Origin of the sequence: Vibrio lentus (assembly GCF_002875945.1) — a bacterium.
GTDB lineage: Bacteria > Pseudomonadota > Gammaproteobacteria > Enterobacterales > Vibrionaceae > Vibrio > Vibrio apostichopi.
Genome location: NZ_MCZK01000041.1, coordinates 1 through 17,059, shown reverse-complemented (window position 1 = coordinate 17,059; position 17,059 = coordinate 1). Strand labels below are relative to the sequence as shown.

Sequence of the window (17,059 nt, the reverse complement as noted above, 5' to 3'; positions counted from 1 at the left end):
GTTTTGCTGATTACTAGAACCTAACTACTAGAAAGTAAGTCACTGGCTAGTAATTAGTCCACTTTGTTCCAAGCATCTTGCCAGTGTGAACCGACACCTGGTTCGTACTGAGTTGCTGTTGGAGCCCATTGAACACAGTAGCCAGAGTATGGGAACTCTTTACATTGATAAACGCCGCCGTCGCTGCTCAGTACCTTAGTACCTGAAGTGTAAGACTCAATGCTCTCAGGGAATACGAAGTCGTAATCGCCTGCTGGTGGAGGTGTTTGCTCATCCATCAGATGGAAATCAAGCGTGTTCTGATCCACTAAGTTACCTTGGTCATCTTTAGTCACAACTACAAGCATATGATGGCCAGCTTCCGACTTAGAAAGGGTGAGTTGAACATCTTCCACTTGTCCGTCTGCCAATTCAGATTTTTGAGAGGCAAGCGCTTCGCGGTGATGGTTGTACACCGTCAGTTCTGCTTGAATATCGCCAGTGGCCGCTAATGTCAGATCAAGCTGTGTAGGCTGGCTTTCATCAATAATGTATTCAGACTCTAGGCCAGTGACTGCTAACTCATAGTCTGGTTCTGGAGTATCAATCTTGTAACCGATCTCTACGCTGTTAAAGCCAGAGCCAGCTTTTAGATACACAGGGTTCGCGCCGTAAATAGGTGCGAAATCGCCTTGGCCGTTTAATTGACCTGCTTTGATTTGCGTCTGCTCTTGGTTGATCTTAGCCGCAAGTGCGTAAGACCAGTTGTTTGCTTTGCCTTGTTCGTTGCTTTCAATCACTAGTTCGGTGCTGTATGAAGCGTTCTCACCCGATTGATCGAAGACACGAGTGTAAACAGCATCACCAATGTTGAGGTCTTGAGTTGGGTTGATTTGACCGCCTTGATCCCAATCCGGGATGATAGGGCCGTCGCCATCAAATTTCACGTCGATAACGTTGTAGAAAGCCATTGCAGTGTCACCCACATCCCATACAGCAAGGATCACTTGATAACCTTCGCGTTCTGGCACATTACACAAGTGGCTCACTTGCATCGGTGGTTGCTCTCCATTTCCTTCAACAACACAGAATGGTGTTAAGTCAAAAGAGCTACGAGCCAAAGGTTGGTTTGGGTTCCAGTCTGGTTGAGTAATGTAGTACTTCCAGTCGTTAGTCTTGTGGTTCGCTGTGAACGTCCACTCAAAATATTGAGAGCCCGACTTGATAGGACGTTTAACCCAGCGATCTGCCGTCTGCTCGTCTAGCGCTGCCGCCAAAGACGATTGCGCGCTGGCGATCTTTCCATCGGCAGGGCCGACTTCAGGGAAACCTTCAGGGCCTTCCACACTTTGTGGCTCGTATTGGATACCACCACAGTTGGTGTTTTTCTCTTGTGTATCATTCGCTGGGAATTTACATAGCGCGACACGGCTTTCTGCTACGCCATTATCGTATGCCGAAACATAACCGTGACCGAAGCTTGCACCGCTTATGCTAAGTAGCGATAGCGCGATGAGTGATTTTTTTGGGAGTTGTTTCATTATTTGTCCTTACTGTATTTGGCCGACAAAAAAAGAGAACACTCGGGCATGCATTGACACTTAAATCCTATTAAGTGGCGGCTCCGCTATCATAGACAGAATATTTGTCGACAGACCGGTGGCTTTGCGTCCTATTCTTTCAAATAGTTTGCCAGAAGTGCGTTTAAGCAAGCGGAATGTAGCCAACCAGTTTTATAAATGCGAATCAATCGATTGAAATGTGGAATGCTAATCTCGAACTTTTAATTCTTAATACAAATTAACTTGCTATATGTTTAGTTCGTTAACGTATAAATTATTGATATAAATGAAGAAAGTATTTGCTCTAATCGTTTTTGTGAATGATTTGAGCTGTTGTGTTTTGTTCCGTACGACAATTGCGCGCATATCAAAACCAAACCTTTGGTTTCCACTAACCAAACCCTGACACGCCATGTATGAAAAGCCGGACAATTGATTGGTATAAGTTATATAAAGGAAGCAGTATGGAATTCACAGAACAAGATAGAGACGCGCTGTATCAAACTTGGATGTCACAAAAATCGCGAATGCGAATTACGCAGATGGAGTTTTCAAAAAAGCTTGGAATGAACCAGCTTGATTTCTCTAGAGTATTGAGAGGCGAGACGCCATTAACGATGTCTTTCATTAGTCACTTTTGTCGTTTACTTCATTTAGAACCAAGGAATGTCTTCCCGTCGCTGAAAGAAGGTCGAGAGAATGGGCCTAAAGTGGTGTATTTGAAAAGCCGAATGAGTGTGGATGGTGAGATTCAAAATGCCTACATTGAAGGTAATCAAGTGATTGTCGAGTATGCACACACTGTTCAACATGACTGATTTTTGAGATAGCTCTGAGTTTTAACCCCTTTTTCTACAACCTTTTCACATAGGGTATGGCATACTTATTTAGATTCCTAAATTTAACCGAAGTGCGCTATGACACCTTTAAAACTTCTCTTGCTTGTTGCAACCAGCATCTTTTTGTTTGGTTGTGCAGGCGGCCCAATTAAAACCGCAACCAAATTCACCAGCTATGATGATTTTAGCGCCGGTCCTGATGGAGGCGTCGATCTTGTATGGGCAAGGATAGGATTACGTGATTCACAACGACTGAAAGCCAAACTCGATGAGTATGACTCAGTGGTGATCGACCAAATTTTTGTACTGGCAGAGGAAGGGTCGTTAGAGCAGGAAGACATTCAGGAACTCACTGATCATATGGTTGCGCGTTTGGAAGAGAAAATATCGCCCCATAAAACGATTGTCGATGAGCCTACCGGGAATACGCTGCGCCTAAGTATTGCATTGAGTAACGTTGAAACACCCAACCCCATCTTAGCCGTGACCAGTAGTGTACTGCCGTTTGGCCTTGCGATGTCCACCATATCAAAGGTCACGACCGGTGAGCACACCAATGTGGGAAGCGCCAGTGTTGAGCTCTTGGTAAGTGATGCTCAAGAGGGCACACCATTGTTTGCGGCCATCGACCGTGAAGCAGGCAATAAAGATTTCTCGACAATGATTGATTCACTGGATGATGCCAAAGATGCAATCAACTATTGGGTTGAGCGTTTAGGTGATACTCTACAAAGAATAGAAAAAGCCTAGAAAGAGCCTGTAATGCTAGAGAAAGAGAACCTGATTAAACTTGCTAGAATGCAAATGCCATTTGGTAAATACGCTGGTCGCATATTGATCGATCTGCCGGAGGAATATTTACTGTGGTTTGATAAAAAAGGTTTTCCCTCTGGTGAGTTAGGTGATTTACTCAAGCTCTGTTTGGCATTAAAAATTGAAGGGCTTGATAGCGTTGTCAAGCCATTGAAAAGAATGTAATTGGTTAGAAGCTCACGTTAATCACGTGAGCTTTTTTATTTTCAAGTTATGCATAATTTTACATGTATGGTGAAGCTTGAAGAATAATCGTTCTTAACCTGTCATAAATTACGCAATCGATAGCGTGTAAATAATGGTATACAGGGTGTTTTAAATATAAAACACAAAAAAAATTGCGTTTATTTTCAATTAGTGATTGAAACTAGAGTTTTTACTAGTTAAGTTACAGGGAACAAGAAGATTAGTGCTGATAGAAAGTTACGTGAGACAACGTACATTCAGCTCAAGGATAGAAAAAAGGAAGAAGTAAGCAATGTTCCAGACTGATGATGTAAGAATTAACAAAGTAAAAGAGTTATTACCACCTGTTGCTGTTTTAGAAAAGTTTCCAGCGACAGAAGTTGCTTCTTCTACAACCTTTGAAAGCCGCAAAGCGATCCACAATATTCTAGAAGAAAGCGACGACCGCTTGCTTGTTATTGTTGGCCCATGTTCTATTCATGACACAGAAGCTGCGCTTGAGTATGGTAAACGTTTGAAAGTACTACGCGACGAACTAGGCGATAACCTTGAAATCGTAATGCGTGTTTACTTTGAAAAACCACGTACAACTGTTGGTTGGAAAGGCCTAATCAACGACCCGTACATGAACGATACGTTCAAGCTAAATGATGGTCTTCGTCTTGGACGTAAGCTATTGCTTGACCTAACTGATATGGGAATGCCTACGGCAAGTGAATTCCTTGATATGATCACGCCTCAATACGTAGCAGACCTAATCAGCTGGGGTGCAATCGGCGCACGTACTACAGAATCTCAAGTTCACCGTGAATTGGCTTCTGGCTTATCTTGCCCAGTTGGCTTTAAGAACGGTACTGATGGCAACATCAAGATCGCAACAGACGCGATTCGTTCGGCAAGTGCTTCGCACCACTTCTTATCTGTAACTAAGTACGGACACTCAGCAATTATTGAAACAGTGGGTAACCCTGACTGTCATATCATTTTACGTGGCGGTAAAGAGCCAAACTACAGCGCTGAGCATGTGGGTAAAATTAAAGAAGAACTAGCGGCGTCAGGCCTTCCACAAAAGGTAATGATTGATTTCAGCCACGCAAACAGCTCTAAGCAGTTTAAGCGTCAAATGAATGTATCTGATGACGTTAGTGCTCAAATTTCTGGCGGCGACAAAGCTATCTTTGGTGTGATGATTGAATCTCACCTTGTTGAAGGTCGCCAAGATCTTGTTGATGGTAAAGCTGCAACTTACGGCCAATCTGTTACTGATGCATGTATTGGTTGGGAAGATACTGAAACAGTACTTCGCCAGTTGGCAGACGCTGTTGAAGCTCGCCGCAACAAATAGACTAATGACAGTCAGCGACTAAGCGACTGAAAATTCAAAGCCCTTATTAGCCGTTGCTAGTAAGGGCTTTTTTGTGGGCTTGTCATTTTAAGGGTTGTTATACTATAAACTCATTTACTTATCGTATAGTGAATGGTTAAATGGTGTGGTGTTCCATAAACTGAAGAGTCGTATCAATGAAAGCAGTATTGGCGAGTGTCGTATTAATTGCAGTAAACACGTTTTCTATATCAAATGTACAAGCCGCAACTGGCTTTAACGTAGAGCAACTATGTAAGGCTGGTCTTGCTCTAGCGATTGACAAGCAACCTCGTGGTATTAAAGCGACGTCAGGAAAAAGCAACCAGCGTATTCTACTTAGCTTGAAAGATGGCAATAACGATTGGGATTACCGTTGCGATGTGAACCGCGGTAACAAAACGATTAAGTTAGAAGCCAGAGAACTCAAACGCAACGACAAGTTCTTAGGACAAGCTATTCGCTATGATGTTGCAGATGCTAAGCGTTCAGTCAAAGTCACAATGAAAAAGCGTAAAGGCTCTGGAGTCACCAGTGAAAGCTATACCGCTCGACAGCTCAAATAGTACAGTTTACTGACATGAGAAAGCCGCAATTATTTGCGGCTTTTGTTTACCTAGCAAATGACAACACAAGTTTATTTGATTCGGCCTGAATTAGTACCGATTAGGTTCAGAAGCTCTTCCACTTTTTGTGACAGCAAAGTTCTATCTTGCTTGGTTTCTACGTTGAGGCGTATCAGCGGCTCTGTATTGGACTTTCTTAAGTTGAAGCGCCACGTGCCCATATTCATGCTGAGCCCGTCTGTGTGATCGATCTCAACGGCATCTACTTGATAGTGCGACAACACACAAGTCATGACTTGTTCTGGTTTTGAAACCCTACGATTTATCTCTCCTGAAGAGGGGAATCTATCCATACTCGAGCTGGTCAATTGATGAAGAGTTTGTTGAGTCTCGCAGATTAGTTCAATCACTAAGAGCCAAGGAATCATTCCTGAATCGCAATACCCAAAATCACGGAAATAATGGTGCGCACTCATTTCACCACCGTACACAGCGTTTAATTCTCTCATCTTCTCTTTAATGAGGGCATGTCCGGCTTTGACAGCAATAGCCTTCCCATTAAGCTTGTTGGCGACTTCAATCGTGTTCCATGTCATACGCACATCGTGCAACACTGTGGCGTTAGGCTCTTTTAACAAAAATGCTTCAGCGAGCAACCCGACAATATAGTAACCCTCAATATAATTGCCTTTTTCATCAAAGAAAAAGCAGCGGTCAAAATCACCATCCCACGCAACCCCTAGATCGGCCGAATGTTCTAACACAGCATTTCGAGTTGCTGTTTGGTTTTCTTTAATCAATGGGTTGGGAATGCCATTGGGAAATTTTCCGTCTGGAGCATGGTGAACCTTGATGAAAGTGATAGGAACACTGAATTCGTTGAAGCGACTCTCTAAAGCATCGATAACATGCCCTGCAACACCGTTGCCAGAATTAACTACAATCTTCATTGGTGATAACTTTGACGGCTTTATATACGAGAGTAGGTGGTCTACATAAGGGGCGATAATGCTGGTCAATCTACTAGAGTTCTTTGGTTGTACATGACTGATAGGTAAGTCGTTATTTAGCTCTTGATCTAGAACTACAATACGTTGTTTGATTTTTTTTAAACCACTGTTTTTACTGAGCGGGCTAGCGTCCAAACCAACTAATTTCATTCCGTTGTAATTGATTGGGTTATGGCTTGCCGTAATTTGGATTCCACCAATCGCTTCTAGGTGGCGAGTCGCAAAGTAGACCTCTTCAGTACCAGTCATACCTAGGTCTATGACGGCTATCCCAGACTCGATTAAGCCTTTGGTCATGGCTTCTTGTAATGAAAGGGACGTTTCGCGGTTATCACGACCTATCACTACTTGAGCCAAGCTATCGAGTGAGGTTTCAGTTGAAGCAAAAAGTACGTGTTCGCCAAATGCCTTTCCAAGCAGAAAGGCGAGGTGTTCATTGATTTGTTCACCAATGATGCCGCGGATATCGTTATTCTTAAAGCAGCTTAGGTCTAATGTTGATTTCATCGATTTGTTGCTGCTTTAGTTCGATTTGTGATTTGAGACGGGTCGGACTGTTCGCATTTCACGTCTCGACCATAGCTGTCTTGATACCGAATGATGTCGTCTTCACTCAAATGGCTGCCGGTTTGTACTTCGATCATTTCGAGTGGCAGTTCGCCTGGGTTTTCTAAGCTATGAACATGTCCTAATGGAATGTAGGTGGATTGGTCTTCTTCGACTAGGTAAGTTTTCTCATCATTGGTTACCTTCGCGATGCCCGCTACGACAACCCAGTGCTCCGCTCTATGGTGATGCATTTGTAGCGATAGCTTGTGACCGGGTTTTACGGTGATGCGTTTTACTTTGTCGCGCTTGCCTAGATCGATCACATCGTATTTCCCCCAAGGCCTAAAGACTTCTCGGTGGTAAATGTGTTCAGTTCGACCAGCTTGATTCAGTTGGCTAACAATCGATTTCACGCCCTGAACTTTATCTTTACTCGCAACCAATATTGCATCTTTGGTTTCGACAATAATCAGGTTTTCGACGCCTACTGTCGCGACTAGCTTATTTTCCGCATGAATGTAGTTGTGTTGAGAGTCGACGGTTAACACATCGCCTTCAATGACGTTGTTATGCTCATCTTTATTACTGACATCCCAGATAGCAGACCACGACCCAATATCATTCCAACCAACATCCATTGGGATCACAGCGGCATGTGAGGTCTTTTCCATCACGGCATAATCGATAGAATCGCTTGGACTGTTTTTAAACGCGTTGGCGTCGATACGGATAAAGTCGAGGTCGGTATTTTGCTTTGAAAGAGCAAGTTTGCAAGCGGCTAAGATATCTGGATGATGTTCAGCAAGTTCTTCAAGGTAGCGAGATGCTTTAAACATGAACATGCCACTGTTCCATAAGTACTGCTCTGAGCGAATGTACTCTGCTGCTGTCGCTTGATCGGGTTTTTCAACGAAGCATTCAATAGCGTAAGCATGATGCGCTGACTGCTCTTTAGCATTGGTATCAGTTTGAACGAGAGGGGAAAGAGGTTCCCCCTGTTTGATATAGCCATAACCCGTTTCTGGAGCGTTGGGTGTTATGCCGAATGTCACCAGTTTGCCTTGCTTCGCGTAATCAACACCACCACTGATCACTTGTTGGAATTCAGAGGTGTTAGCGATGTGATGATCAGCAGCCAGTACTAATAAGATCGGGTCTGATGCATTCTGCTCATTATGGGTTGATTTACCTAAAGCTTGTAATGCCGCTAATGCGATGGCTGGAGCCGTGTTTCGACCGACAGGCTCTAGCAGAATACCACTGTGTTGGATGTTAGCTGATCGAGTTTGTTCAGCGGCAATAAAGCGATGCTCTTCATTGCAAATGATTAAGGGATCAGCGCACTTACTATCACTTAGGTACTCTTCAAGGCCCTGCAGGCGTTGAAGGGTTTGTTGAAGCATTGACTGTTCGCCAGCAATGTTGAGGAACTGCTTAGGGTAGAGCTCTCGAGACAGTGGCCAGAGGCGGCTACCAGAGCCGCCAGCTAGAATGACAGGTAAAATCATAGAGTGGTAATTGAGTGCATTAAAATACTGGCACCATATTACCACGCTTCACCTGGTTTACTTATCGATAACCAGTTTACTTACCGCTAACCAATTTACTTATGGACAAGAAATTTACTTAACGATAAGCAATATCGGTGTGGTTATTGGTGAGTTTCAGGATTAGAAGTAACGATAGCTTGAGCTTCGTTAAAGCCTTGAGGATCGATCTTAAGTGTTTGTGTTGGGAAGGCGATATCCGCATTGTGCTTATGAATAATCGCTAACACCTGTAAGAGAACGTCTTGTTTAACTTCGTGGTATCTCACCCAATTGACCGTTTTTGTGAAGGTGTAGATAAAGAAGTTGAGTGTTGATGGGCCAAACTTATCAAAGTTAACGATCAACGTCTGCTTAGCATCAATGTCAGGGTGCGTTTCGAGCATAGCTTTCACGTCATCCACAATCAGAGCGAGCTTGTTTGCATCTTGGTAACGAAGCCCAAAAGTCTCATTGATTCTGCGGTTCAGCATCCTTGATGGGTTCTCCACCACAATGTTACTGAACACGGAATTTGGCACGTACAAAGGGCGCTTATCAAAGGTACGAATGATGGTCATGCGCCAGCCAATACGTTCAACCGTCCCTTCAATTTGACGATCAGGAGAGCGAATCCAATCTCCGACTTTAAAAGGACGGTCGAAGTAAATCATCATCCCACCAAAAAAGTTCGACAGTAAGTCTTTAGCCGCCAAACCGACGATTAAGCCACCCACACCACCGAATGTCAGCAAGCCTGAAAGGCTGAGGCCGAATGCCTGCATGATTGTCAGGCCACCCATCACCATGAAGAACAAGCGAGCGACTTTCGCGATAGCCTGAACGGTGGTTTCGTCTCTGGTCTTCTGTTTTAAAACATAGGCCTCTGAGTTCGTGATCATTCTCAGAGTGAACCAAACAAAGGTACATATAATAAGAATATGCTTAAGTGTTCTTAGCCAATTGATTTCATTGCCAAATTGGTCTTGAAGAATCAAACCAAGAGACACAGTACCAGGCCAACACCAAAGTAGCGTACTAACTGGCGTTTTTAAGGCTTCTAATAATAGGTCATCCCAATGAAATGGGGTTCTTTTGACTAAGATTTCTAGGCGATTATGGATAATTCGCCAAGCTACCCAAGCGAAAAAACTCGCAATAGTGATGAACAGGACGCTGTTGCCCCAATCACTATGGCTCTGGTTTATATAGGTTTGTACTTGGGTGATGAATTCATTCATTGTGTGTGCTGCCGCAGAAATTATGAATTGGAAATTAGCAGAAACTGGAGTTGTTCTCTACCTTTATAAATCAAGCGATTATGACACTAGTATAACCTTATTATCGAAAAACTAACTTTTTTTGAGATAGAAACTAATGTAGCTTTGGCTATCCCGTGTAATTAAAATTTCTAAACAGGATTTCAAATGAGCGACAAACAATATGCAGTTATCGGCTTGGGGCGTTTTGGTCTATCTGTCTGCAAAGAGCTGCAAAGCTCAGGGGCGCAAGTATTAGCCGTTGATATTGATGAAGAGCGAGTGAAAGAAGCGGCGGCTTTTGTTTCACAAGCGATTGTTGCGAACTGCACGAGCGAAGAAACGGTAAAAGAGTTAAGGCTCGACGATTACGACATGGTGATGGTGTCGATTGGCTCTGATGTTAACTCAAGCATTCTAACGACGTTGGTAGTGAAAGAGTCTGGCGCTAAGGCTGTTTGGGTGAAGGCGAACGATAAGTTTCACGGAAAGATCCTAGCTAAGATTGGCGCTGACCACATCATTATGCCTGAGCGAGACATGGGGATCCGAGTTGCGCGTAAGATGTTGGACCGACGCGTTCTTGAATTTATCGACCTAGGTAGTGGCTTAGCGATGACAGAAATCGTTATCGGCTCAAAGTTATTGGGTAAGCAACTTCGCGACCTCAAGTTGTGTAAAGAGGTCGGGGTTGAAGTGCTTGGCTTCAAGCGCGGCCCGAACCTAACCAAAGCACCTGAACTTGATGTCAGTTTAGAGATCGGTGATGTGGTGATCATTGCAGGGCCGAAAGATACCTTGTCTAGAAAGTTACGTAACTGGTAACTGGTAATAAGTAATTGGTAATAAGGTAGCCGTATGAATTCGTTGAAACGAAAAGGTACTTTTTACACGCTCAACACAGATAAAAAGCCACGCAAAGGCTCTGAGCCGAAGATTATCCTTACGAGTTTCCTAGGTGTTCTTATCCCTTCTGCAATCTTGCTGACGCTGCCAGTCTTCTCTGTGACAGGTCTTAGCTTTACTGATGCGTTGTTTACTGCCACATCCGCAATCAGTGTGACAGGTTTGGGCGTTGTTGACACGGGTGAACACTTCACTTTGGCGGGCAAAATCTTGCTGATGTTTTTGATGCAAGTGGGCGGGTTAGGGCAAATGACCCTGTCTGCGGTACTGCTTTATATGTTTGGTGTTCGGTTAAGCTTAAAGCAACAAGCTTTAGCCAAAGAAGCATTGGGGCAAGACCGAAAGATTAACCTGCGTAAGTTAGTCAAGAAGATCATAATCTTTGCATTGGTGGCGGAATTTGTCGGTTTTGTGTTGCTCTGTTTCCGTTGGGTTCCAGAAATGGGATGGGCAACGGGAAGCTTTTATGCACTCTTTCACGCTATATCTGCATTTAATAACGCAGGTTTCGCGCTGTTCTCCGACAGTATGATGAGTTTTGTTGATGATCCATTGGTGATCTTTACCTTGGCGGGTTTATTCATCTTTGGTGGATTAGGTTTCACGGTAGTCGGCGACTTATCGAGTAACTGGCGTAAAGGTTTTCAACACCTGCATTTACACACCAAGATCATGCTGACCGCGACACCAACTTTGTTGTTGGTGGGTACGGTTATGTTTTGGTTATTGGAGAGAAATAACTCAGCAACGATGGAAGGACTTTCGATACAAGGTCAGTGGTTAGCGGCATTTTTCCAATCGGCGAGTGCTCGTACCGCTGGTTTTAACAGTGTGGATTTGTCTCAGTATACGCAACCGGCATTATTGGTGATGATAGTACTGATGTTGATTGGTGCTGGCTCGACTTCCACTGGTGGTGGTATCAAGGTCTCGACCTTTGCGGTTGCATTTGTCGCGACTTGGACCTTCCTGCGTCAGAAAAAGCATGTAGTGATGTTTAAGCGCACCGTTACTTGGCAAGCGGTAACAAAGTCATTGGCGATTATTGTGGTCAGTGGAGCGTTATTAACTACCGCGATGTTTTTGTTAATGCTTACTGAGCAGGCCGCGTTTGACCGAGTGATGTTTGAGGTGATTTCTGCCTTTGCAACTGTTGGACTAACGGCAGGATTAACAGCAAACCTAACTGAACCGGGTAAATACATCATGATTGTCGTGATGGTAATCGGGCGTATTGGTCCTTTGACTTTGGCGTACATGTTGGCTCGTCCAGAACCTTCCTTGTTGAAATATCCCGAAGATACTGTGTTAACGGGTTAAATAACGTTAACAGGTTAATGAATCACATTTTGTCAGTAACAACAAAGCCAGCGATATGCTGGCTTTGTTGTTATAGGTGTAGGTGTAGCTCTAATTTCTTAGCACTTAGCCTTCGAACATTTCAATATATTCTTCGTAGCCTTCTTCAGCCAATTTATCTGCTGGGATAAAGCGCATAGCGGCTGAGTTCATGCAGTAACGTAAGCCTGTTGGCTTTGGACCATCTTTAAATACATGTCCTAGGTGAGAGTCACCAAATTTACTGCGAACCTCTGTTCTTGGGTAGAGCAGCTTGTAGTCAGTAGTCGTTACGACATAAGCCTCGCTAATTGGCTGTGTGAAGCTCGGCCAACCTGTACCTGATTTGTATTTGTCTTTTGAAGAGAACAAAGGCTCACCGGTTACGATATCAACGTAAATACCTTCTTGCTTGTTATCCCAGTATTTGTTGTCAAACGGGCGCTCTGTTGCGTCGTCTTGTGTCACATCGTATTGCAGTGAAGTTAGAGAGGCTTTGATCTCTGCATCAGACGGCTTGCTGTATGTCTTAGCATTGGCTGTCGCATTCTTACCATCGATGATCTGACGGATCGTTTTCGGATTTTCTTTTCTATCATCACCGAAGACTTTATCAAGGTACTGATCACGACCAGAAGCGTAGCGGTAGTAGTTATAACGAACCTTGCTCTTCTTGTAATAATCTTGATGGTAATCCTCTGCTGGCCAGAATTTCTCAAACTTAATCAGTTCAGTTTTTAGTGGTTCACCAAAGATCTGAGCCTTATCGATTTCCATCATGAAGCTCTGAGCGACGTCTTTTTGCTCTTGGTTATGATAGAAAACAGCAGGTCGATATTGTGGGCCTCTGTCAACGAATGACCCTTTGTCATCGGTTGGGTCTATGTGTCTGAAGAATTGGTCAAGTACCTGTTCGTAGCTAACCACATCAGGGTTATAAGTCACGTTGATCACTTCGATGTGACCAGACTTACCTGATGAAACTTGTTTGTAGGTTGGATTTTCTAATTCACCACCAGAATACCCAGAGATAACGTCGGTGACACCAGTCAACTTCTCCAGATCGGATTCTGTACACCAAAAACAACCACCGGCCAGTGTCGCGATTTCACTCTTGCTTGAATTTGCCGTTTTATCCATTGTATTGGCAGTGCCAGTCTGGCTCACAAACAGCGAAATCAGTGGTAGCGCAACCACGAGTGATACCAATATTTTAGATAATTTATTCATAGATACCTCATCTTGACGTTCTTTTCATTCGATTTTGAATGTACGAATAGAGACAGGTTTTAGATGGAAAAAATTGCACAATTCATGAAAAAAATATCTCAAACAGAAATCTTGCTCATAAATGCCGCCAGTAGTAGGGTGTAGGCATTGATATAAAAGACTAGTTAATGATGACGGTTTTCGTACATCTAAGGAACAACATGCAAGCAGAAGTTAAATGGGTCGAAGGCTTTAAATTCCTAGGTCAATCTCAATCAGGCCATTCTATCGTTATGGACGGAAGCGGTGGTGCTACAGCGCCAAGCCCTATGGAGATGGTGCTGATGGCCGCTGGTGGTTGTAGCTCTGTTGATGTCGTAGATGGTTTGAAATCGGCAGGCCAGAACATCACAGGCTGTAATGCAAAACTTGAAACCACACGTCGTGAAACGGCGCCAAAAATCTTCACTGTGATTAATATTCATTTTGAAGTATCTGGTGACAACCTTGATCCTGAGTTGGTTGCTAAGGTCTGTGCGGATTCGTTAGAGAAATACTGTTCAGTATGCCTAATGCTGGGCGCGGGCGTAGAGATGACCCACAGCTGGGAAATCATCTAGTCTTCGGATTGCCGCTCTGGTGTTAGGCTGATTTTTGCGGCTTAAGGCTTACGGTTTATAGGCAGAGCCAGATAAACAAAAGGGCGGAGCACTTTCAAGTGCTCCGCCCTTATTATTTGAGCTAAGGTGGAGTGCTATTATTCAGCAGCTTCAACGATAACTTCTTCAACTTTCACTTCTTGCTGGTATTCAAAACCAGGGATCGTTGCGTCAACACGACGGTTTTGAGCACGGCCTTCAGCTGTATCATTCGATGCAACTGGGTTCTCTTCGCCTTCACCTGTTGCAGTGATGCGGTCAGCAGCAATGCCTTGCTCTTCGATGTGTGCAGCTACTGCAGCAGCACGTTTCTTAGAGATCATCATGTTGTATTCAGCTGCACCTGTTGAGTCAGTGTGACCAACAACAACAACGCTTGATTGAGGGTGAGCTTTAAGTACTTCAACCAATGGTTGTAGTGCAATCTTACCGTCTGTAGACAGTTCAGTGCTGTTAGTCGCGAACATTTCTTGAGAGTAGCTCTCTGTTTGCGCTTTAGTCACAACGACTGTTGTTTTCTCTTCAACAACAACTGCTGGCTCTGTGATTGACTCAGATGGCGCTTGAGTCACTGCTACTGCAGAAGCTGTTGCAGCCGCCGCTGATGCCGTTGTGTTACCTGTACCGAAGTTGTAGCTAACACCAACAGAAAGTAGGTTCGAGTTTAGGTCTTGAACGAAGTTGTCGTCGAAATCATCAAAGTATTGGTATTCAACACGTAATGCCCAATCAGAAGACAGTTGCTTCTCTACACCGATACCAGCAGAAAGAACAACGTCATCTTCGCCACCGTGTGAAATGTATGCAGGACCCGCTTTGAAGAATACGTCAAACTCTTGTTGTACTGGTAGACGGTACATTGGAGTTAGAGAGATTGCGATCAGTGGATCGCTGAACGCAGCTGTTGTGCCATTCTTTGAAAAGCTTGTCTTGTAGTCGCCAAGGAAGTCTGAGCTTAGCTCAATACCAAACTTGTCATTAAAATTGTAACCAGAGTAGATGCCAGCACCAATTGCATCATCATCACATTTTTCACCGCTTACGCATGCACTGTCTAGCCAGCCCACGCCCACTTTTGCACCCACGTAAGTCGTTGCAGCAATAGAAGGAGCTGCTGCTAAGCCTGAAGCGGCTACAACAGCACACATGATTTTTGACAATTTTTTCATAATCTTTTCCTTGGATTAACTCTTATTTTTATCTGAACTTACCAGTAAAACGATCACTTATTGGGTTACGACACTGCTTATAATAAGTAAATCAAGGTGTTGGTTCAGGTGAACCTATTTCTTTCTCAGTACTTATATTGTTAATCTGATTGCGTATTGGAGTCAATGAAATTGTTAAATATTATATATTTAAGGTGCCTTTATTGTTGATTTTGTCATTTGTTGGAATGCTTATATTTAAGCTATAGCCTAGCCTCGTCCATTTACCAGTGGCTCAAAGGAGAATAGGTCAAAAACTTGCGCTTTATCATGCTTATAAAGCAAAAATCCCCACCCAATATGTTTAACTCGAATGAGTACATGATTGGATAGGGATTTGAATTGACGCTATCAGAGATGTTTTTCGCGCACTTTACATCATGCGAATAGCTCGCTTTTGTTTAAGGGCGTTCACCTGACAGTAAACGTTTTTCGATATCTGCAATCACTCCAGGTAAGTCAGCGATGGTATCGATCAGGTAGTGAGGGTTTGATTTGTTTAGCTTCACGCTTGCTTTTTCACGTGCCGCTGCCAGTGTTGCTTCGTCGGCATCTACATATTCTTGGTAGGTTAAGCCTGCTTCGTTACCAGATAGAACAAGGCCTACCGTCCACATGCCTGCATTGTGGCCTTCATCGATACCCGGTGCTGCGTCATCCACTTTCACACAAGCTGCAACGTTGGTCACGCCTAGGTCAATGACGTTTTTAAGTGCCATGAATGGAGCTGGGCGACCGCCTTGCGGTAAGTCATCCGTTGCGACTACGTTGTCAGGAAGATAACCGTAATCTGCTGCAGCTGGAATCAGTACGTCCATCACTTCTCGTGGGTAGCCAGAACAAGAACCTATTTTTACGTTCTTCTCTTTTAAGTTATTCACCACTTCGATTGCGTTTAAAATTGGCGCTGCGTGGTCGGCTACTTTCGCTTTTTGAAGAGGCATGAATGCCGCGTAGATCGCATCAACGTCTTCACTGGTCATTGAACGTCCGAATTGAGCGTTCCAACGAGCGTCAACAGCCGGAATTCGACCCACCGCTTGGATGTGATCCCATTTGCCGATACCCATGGGTTCACGTGCTTCTGCTAGGTCGATGTCAAAGTCGAAACCTTGTCTGAATGCTTCTACAAAAATACTGGTTGGAGCAAACGAGCCGAAATCAACGATAGTGCCAGCCCAGTCAAAGATAACCGCTTGGATAGGTGATGTCGTGTTCATAATAGTGTCCTATTGTGTGTCACTTCCCGCCTGTTTAAGACTCAAAGGTTCAGTCGGGAGGTTACTGATTGTTTTAGGTTATTGGTTGCTTGAAATTATTGCTTCAAGACGTGCTTTAAAAGGTGATTCAAAGGTATTCAAAATCTTTGCAGACTTTTGCTATCGCTTTTTCGAATATAGACAAAGCGACTTCTAACTCGCTACGGCTGATGATTAATGGTGGACTCAACTGAATCACGTTACCTTGTGACACCTTAAAGCTCAGGCCATCGTTCAGGCATTGGTAAAGTACTGCTTCTGCTTCGTCGAAAGCTCTGGTCTTAGTGATATGGTCGGTGACCAACTCTACGCCCCAAAGCAGACCGATGCCGCGAACGTCACCAATGACAGGATATTTCTCTTTCATTTGAAGCAGTTGTTCACGCACGAATACGCTGTCTGCTTGCACTTTTTCTAGTAGGTTTTCTTGCTCAATCACTTCCATGGTGGCGAGTGCTGCTGCGCAACCTATTGGGCTTTTCTCATGGGTGTAGTGACCAAGTGAGACTTGCGCCGCCGTGTTGTATTTGTCTTTGGTGACCATGGCTGCAATTGGAACCAAGCCGCCGCCAAAACCTTTACCGATACATAGGATGTCAGGTTCGATATCAAACGCTTGGTGAGTAAACCATTCGCCGCTACGGCCCATGCCATTTGGGATGTCATCGATGATCAACATGACGTTGTGCTTATCACAGATCTCACGGATGCGTTTCCAATAAGCCTTACTTGGCACTTGAACGTCTGTGTTACGAACCGCTTCGGCAATGAAGGCTCCAATACCGCCTTCTTTTTCAATCACGTACTTTAGGGGCTCTTCTCCGCTTA

General features: G+C 44.0%; 16 protein-coding genes and 1 riboswitch. Of the genes, 8 read left to right on the top strand and 8 right to left on the bottom strand.

The window, feature by feature from the left end; translation table 11 throughout:
- Positions 1 to 53: 53 nt before the first annotated feature.
- Positions 54 to 1,520, bottom strand: a complete 1,467-nt coding sequence (gbpA, locus tag BCT49_RS03700; RefSeq protein ID WP_102434189.1) for an N-acetylglucosamine-binding protein GbpA — start codon at positions 1,518 to 1,520, stop codon at positions 54 to 56.
- A 73-nt stretch (positions 1,521 to 1,593) separates the two neighbouring features.
- Positions 1,594 to 1,683, bottom strand: a riboswitch (cyclic di-GMP riboswitch).
- 322 nt (positions 1,684 to 2,005) lie between these two features.
- On the opposite strand from gbpA, the gene BCT49_RS03695 reads away from it, so the two are divergent.
- The 5 genes from BCT49_RS03695 to BCT49_RS03675 all read left to right on the top strand — a co-directional run bounded on the left by BCT49_RS03695 (position 2,006) and on the right by BCT49_RS03675 (position 5,308).
- Complete coding sequence (locus BCT49_RS03695) at positions 2,006 to 2,359, top strand: transcriptional regulator (protein ID WP_102434188.1); 354 nt, start codon at positions 2,006 to 2,008, stop codon at positions 2,357 to 2,359.
- Positions 2,360 to 2,458: 99 nt separating this feature from the next.
- The gene (locus BCT49_RS03690) at positions 2,459 to 3,130 is read left to right on the top strand and encodes a DUF3313 domain-containing protein (protein WP_102434187.1); all 672 of its coding nucleotides are present in this window, start codon (positions 2,459 to 2,461) and stop codon (positions 3,128 to 3,130) included.
- Positions 3,131 to 3,142: 12 nt separating this feature from the next.
- The gene (locus tag BCT49_RS03685) at positions 3,143 to 3,358 is read left to right on the top strand and encodes a DUF3820 family protein (RefSeq protein ID WP_048616961.1); all 216 of its coding nucleotides are present in this window, start codon (positions 3,143 to 3,145) and stop codon (positions 3,356 to 3,358) included.
- A 313-nt stretch (positions 3,359 to 3,671) separates the two neighbouring features.
- A complete protein-coding gene (aroG, locus tag BCT49_RS03680) occupies positions 3,672 to 4,724 on the top strand; it encodes a 3-deoxy-7-phosphoheptulonate synthase AroG (RefSeq protein ID WP_017106233.1) in 1,053 nt (350 codons plus the stop codon).
- A 176-nt stretch (positions 4,725 to 4,900) separates the two neighbouring features.
- Positions 4,901 to 5,308: a hypothetical protein gene (locus BCT49_RS03675; protein WP_102434186.1), complete on the top strand. Its 408-nt coding sequence runs from the start codon at positions 4,901 to 4,903 to the stop codon at positions 5,306 to 5,308.
- A 71-nt stretch (positions 5,309 to 5,379) separates the two neighbouring features.
- Here the strand turns inward: BCT49_RS03675 and BCT49_RS03670 are convergent, their stop codons facing one another.
- The 3 genes from BCT49_RS03670 to BCT49_RS03660 form a co-directional block, all read right to left on the bottom strand.
- The gene (locus tag BCT49_RS03670) at positions 5,380 to 6,825 is read right to left on the bottom strand and encodes a phosphomannomutase CpsG (RefSeq protein WP_102434185.1); all 1,446 of its coding nucleotides are present in this window, start codon (positions 6,823 to 6,825) and stop codon (positions 5,380 to 5,382) included.
- Positions 6,822 to 8,375, bottom strand: a complete 1,554-nt coding sequence (locus tag BCT49_RS03665; RefSeq protein WP_102434184.1) for a mannose-1-phosphate guanylyltransferase/mannose-6-phosphate isomerase — start codon at positions 8,373 to 8,375, stop codon at positions 6,822 to 6,824. The genes BCT49_RS03670 and BCT49_RS03665 overlap by 4 nt, the downstream gene beginning before the upstream one ends.
- A 143-nt stretch (positions 8,376 to 8,518) precedes the next feature.
- Positions 8,519 to 9,634 (bottom strand): mechanosensitive ion channel family protein, encoded by a 1,116-nt coding sequence (locus tag BCT49_RS03660; RefSeq protein ID WP_102434183.1) that lies wholly within the window; start codon positions 9,632 to 9,634, stop codon positions 8,519 to 8,521.
- A 186-nt stretch (positions 9,635 to 9,820) separates the two neighbouring features.
- Between BCT49_RS03660 and BCT49_RS03655 the strand changes: the two genes are divergently transcribed.
- Complete coding sequence (locus BCT49_RS03655; protein ID WP_102434182.1) at positions 9,821 to 10,477, top strand: potassium channel family protein; 657 nt, start codon at positions 9,821 to 9,823, stop codon at positions 10,475 to 10,477.
- 33 nt (positions 10,478 to 10,510) lie between these two features.
- A complete protein-coding gene (locus BCT49_RS03650; protein WP_065112761.1) occupies positions 10,511 to 11,878 on the top strand; it encodes a TrkH family potassium uptake protein in 1,368 nt (455 codons plus the stop codon).
- Between the two features lie 105 nt (positions 11,879 to 11,983).
- On the opposite strand, the gene msrB is transcribed toward BCT49_RS03650, so the two are convergent.
- On the bottom strand, positions 11,984 to 13,126 hold the full coding sequence (gene msrB, locus BCT49_RS03645; RefSeq protein ID WP_102434181.1) for a peptide-methionine (R)-S-oxide reductase MsrB: 1,143 nt from the start codon (positions 13,124 to 13,126) through the stop codon (positions 11,984 to 11,986).
- 200 nt (positions 13,127 to 13,326) lie between these two features.
- Between msrB and BCT49_RS03640 the strand changes: the two genes are divergently transcribed.
- Positions 13,327 to 13,725 (top strand): OsmC family protein, encoded by a 399-nt coding sequence (locus BCT49_RS03640; RefSeq protein ID WP_102434180.1) that lies wholly within the window; start codon positions 13,327 to 13,329, stop codon positions 13,723 to 13,725.
- A gap of 137 nt (positions 13,726 to 13,862) precedes the next feature.
- On the opposite strand, the gene BCT49_RS03635 is transcribed toward BCT49_RS03640, so the two are convergent.
- The 3 genes from BCT49_RS03635 to BCT49_RS03625 form a co-directional block, all read right to left on the bottom strand.
- Positions 13,863 to 14,933: an OmpA family protein gene (locus tag BCT49_RS03635; RefSeq protein WP_102434179.1), complete on the bottom strand. Its 1,071-nt coding sequence runs from the start codon at positions 14,931 to 14,933 to the stop codon at positions 13,863 to 13,865.
- 440 nt (positions 14,934 to 15,373) lie between these two features.
- Positions 15,374 to 16,192, bottom strand: a complete 819-nt coding sequence (phnX, locus tag BCT49_RS03630; RefSeq protein ID WP_102434178.1) for a phosphonoacetaldehyde hydrolase — start codon at positions 16,190 to 16,192, stop codon at positions 15,374 to 15,376.
- 127 nt (positions 16,193 to 16,319) lie between these two features.
- The coding region (locus BCT49_RS03625) for an aminotransferase class III-fold pyridoxal phosphate-dependent enzyme (protein WP_133151638.1) at positions 16,320 to 17,059 on the bottom strand (740 nt) is incomplete at its 5' end.

What these genes read in the sequence shown, in the direction of transcription:
- gbpA (WP_102434189.1), bottom strand. Translation starts at nt 1,520, where the DNA reads ATGAAACAACTCCCAAAAAAATCACTCATCGCGCTATCGCTACTTAGC.
- BCT49_RS03640 (WP_102434180.1), top strand. Translation starts at nt 13,327, where the DNA reads ATGCAAGCAGAAGTTAAATGGGTCGAAGGCTTTAAATTCCTAGGTCAA.
- BCT49_RS03655 (WP_102434182.1), top strand. Translation starts at nt 9,821, where the DNA reads ATGAGCGACAAACAATATGCAGTTATCGGCTTGGGGCGTTTTGGTCTA.
- msrB (WP_102434181.1), bottom strand. Translation starts at nt 13,126, where the DNA reads ATGAATAAATTATCTAAAATATTGGTATCACTCGTGGTTGCGCTACCA.
- BCT49_RS03670 (WP_102434185.1), bottom strand. Translation starts at nt 6,825, where the DNA reads ATGAAATCAACATTAGACCTAAGCTGCTTTAAGAATAACGATATCCGC.
- BCT49_RS03635 (WP_102434179.1), bottom strand. Translation starts at nt 14,933, where the DNA reads ATGAAAAAATTGTCAAAAATCATGTGTGCTGTTGTAGCCGCTTCAGGC.
- BCT49_RS03690 (WP_102434187.1), top strand. Translation starts at nt 2,459, where the DNA reads ATGACACCTTTAAAACTTCTCTTGCTTGTTGCAACCAGCATCTTTTTG.
- aroG (WP_017106233.1), top strand. Translation starts at nt 3,672, where the DNA reads ATGTTCCAGACTGATGATGTAAGAATTAACAAAGTAAAAGAGTTATTA.
- BCT49_RS03675 (WP_102434186.1), top strand. Translation starts at nt 4,901, where the DNA reads ATGAAAGCAGTATTGGCGAGTGTCGTATTAATTGCAGTAAACACGTTT.
- BCT49_RS03665 (WP_102434184.1), bottom strand. Translation starts at nt 8,375, where the DNA reads ATGATTTTACCTGTCATTCTAGCTGGCGGCTCTGGTAGCCGCCTCTGG.
- BCT49_RS03685 (WP_048616961.1), top strand. Translation starts at nt 3,143, where the DNA reads ATGCTAGAGAAAGAGAACCTGATTAAACTTGCTAGAATGCAAATGCCA.
- phnX (WP_102434178.1), bottom strand. Translation starts at nt 16,192, where the DNA reads ATGAACACGACATCACCTATCCAAGCGGTTATCTTTGACTGGGCTGGC.
- BCT49_RS03650 (WP_065112761.1), top strand. Translation starts at nt 10,511, where the DNA reads ATGAATTCGTTGAAACGAAAAGGTACTTTTTACACGCTCAACACAGAT.
- BCT49_RS03695 (WP_102434188.1), top strand. Translation starts at nt 2,006, where the DNA reads ATGGAATTCACAGAACAAGATAGAGACGCGCTGTATCAAACTTGGATG.
- BCT49_RS03660 (WP_102434183.1), bottom strand. Translation starts at nt 9,634, where the DNA reads ATGAATGAATTCATCACCCAAGTACAAACCTATATAAACCAGAGCCAT.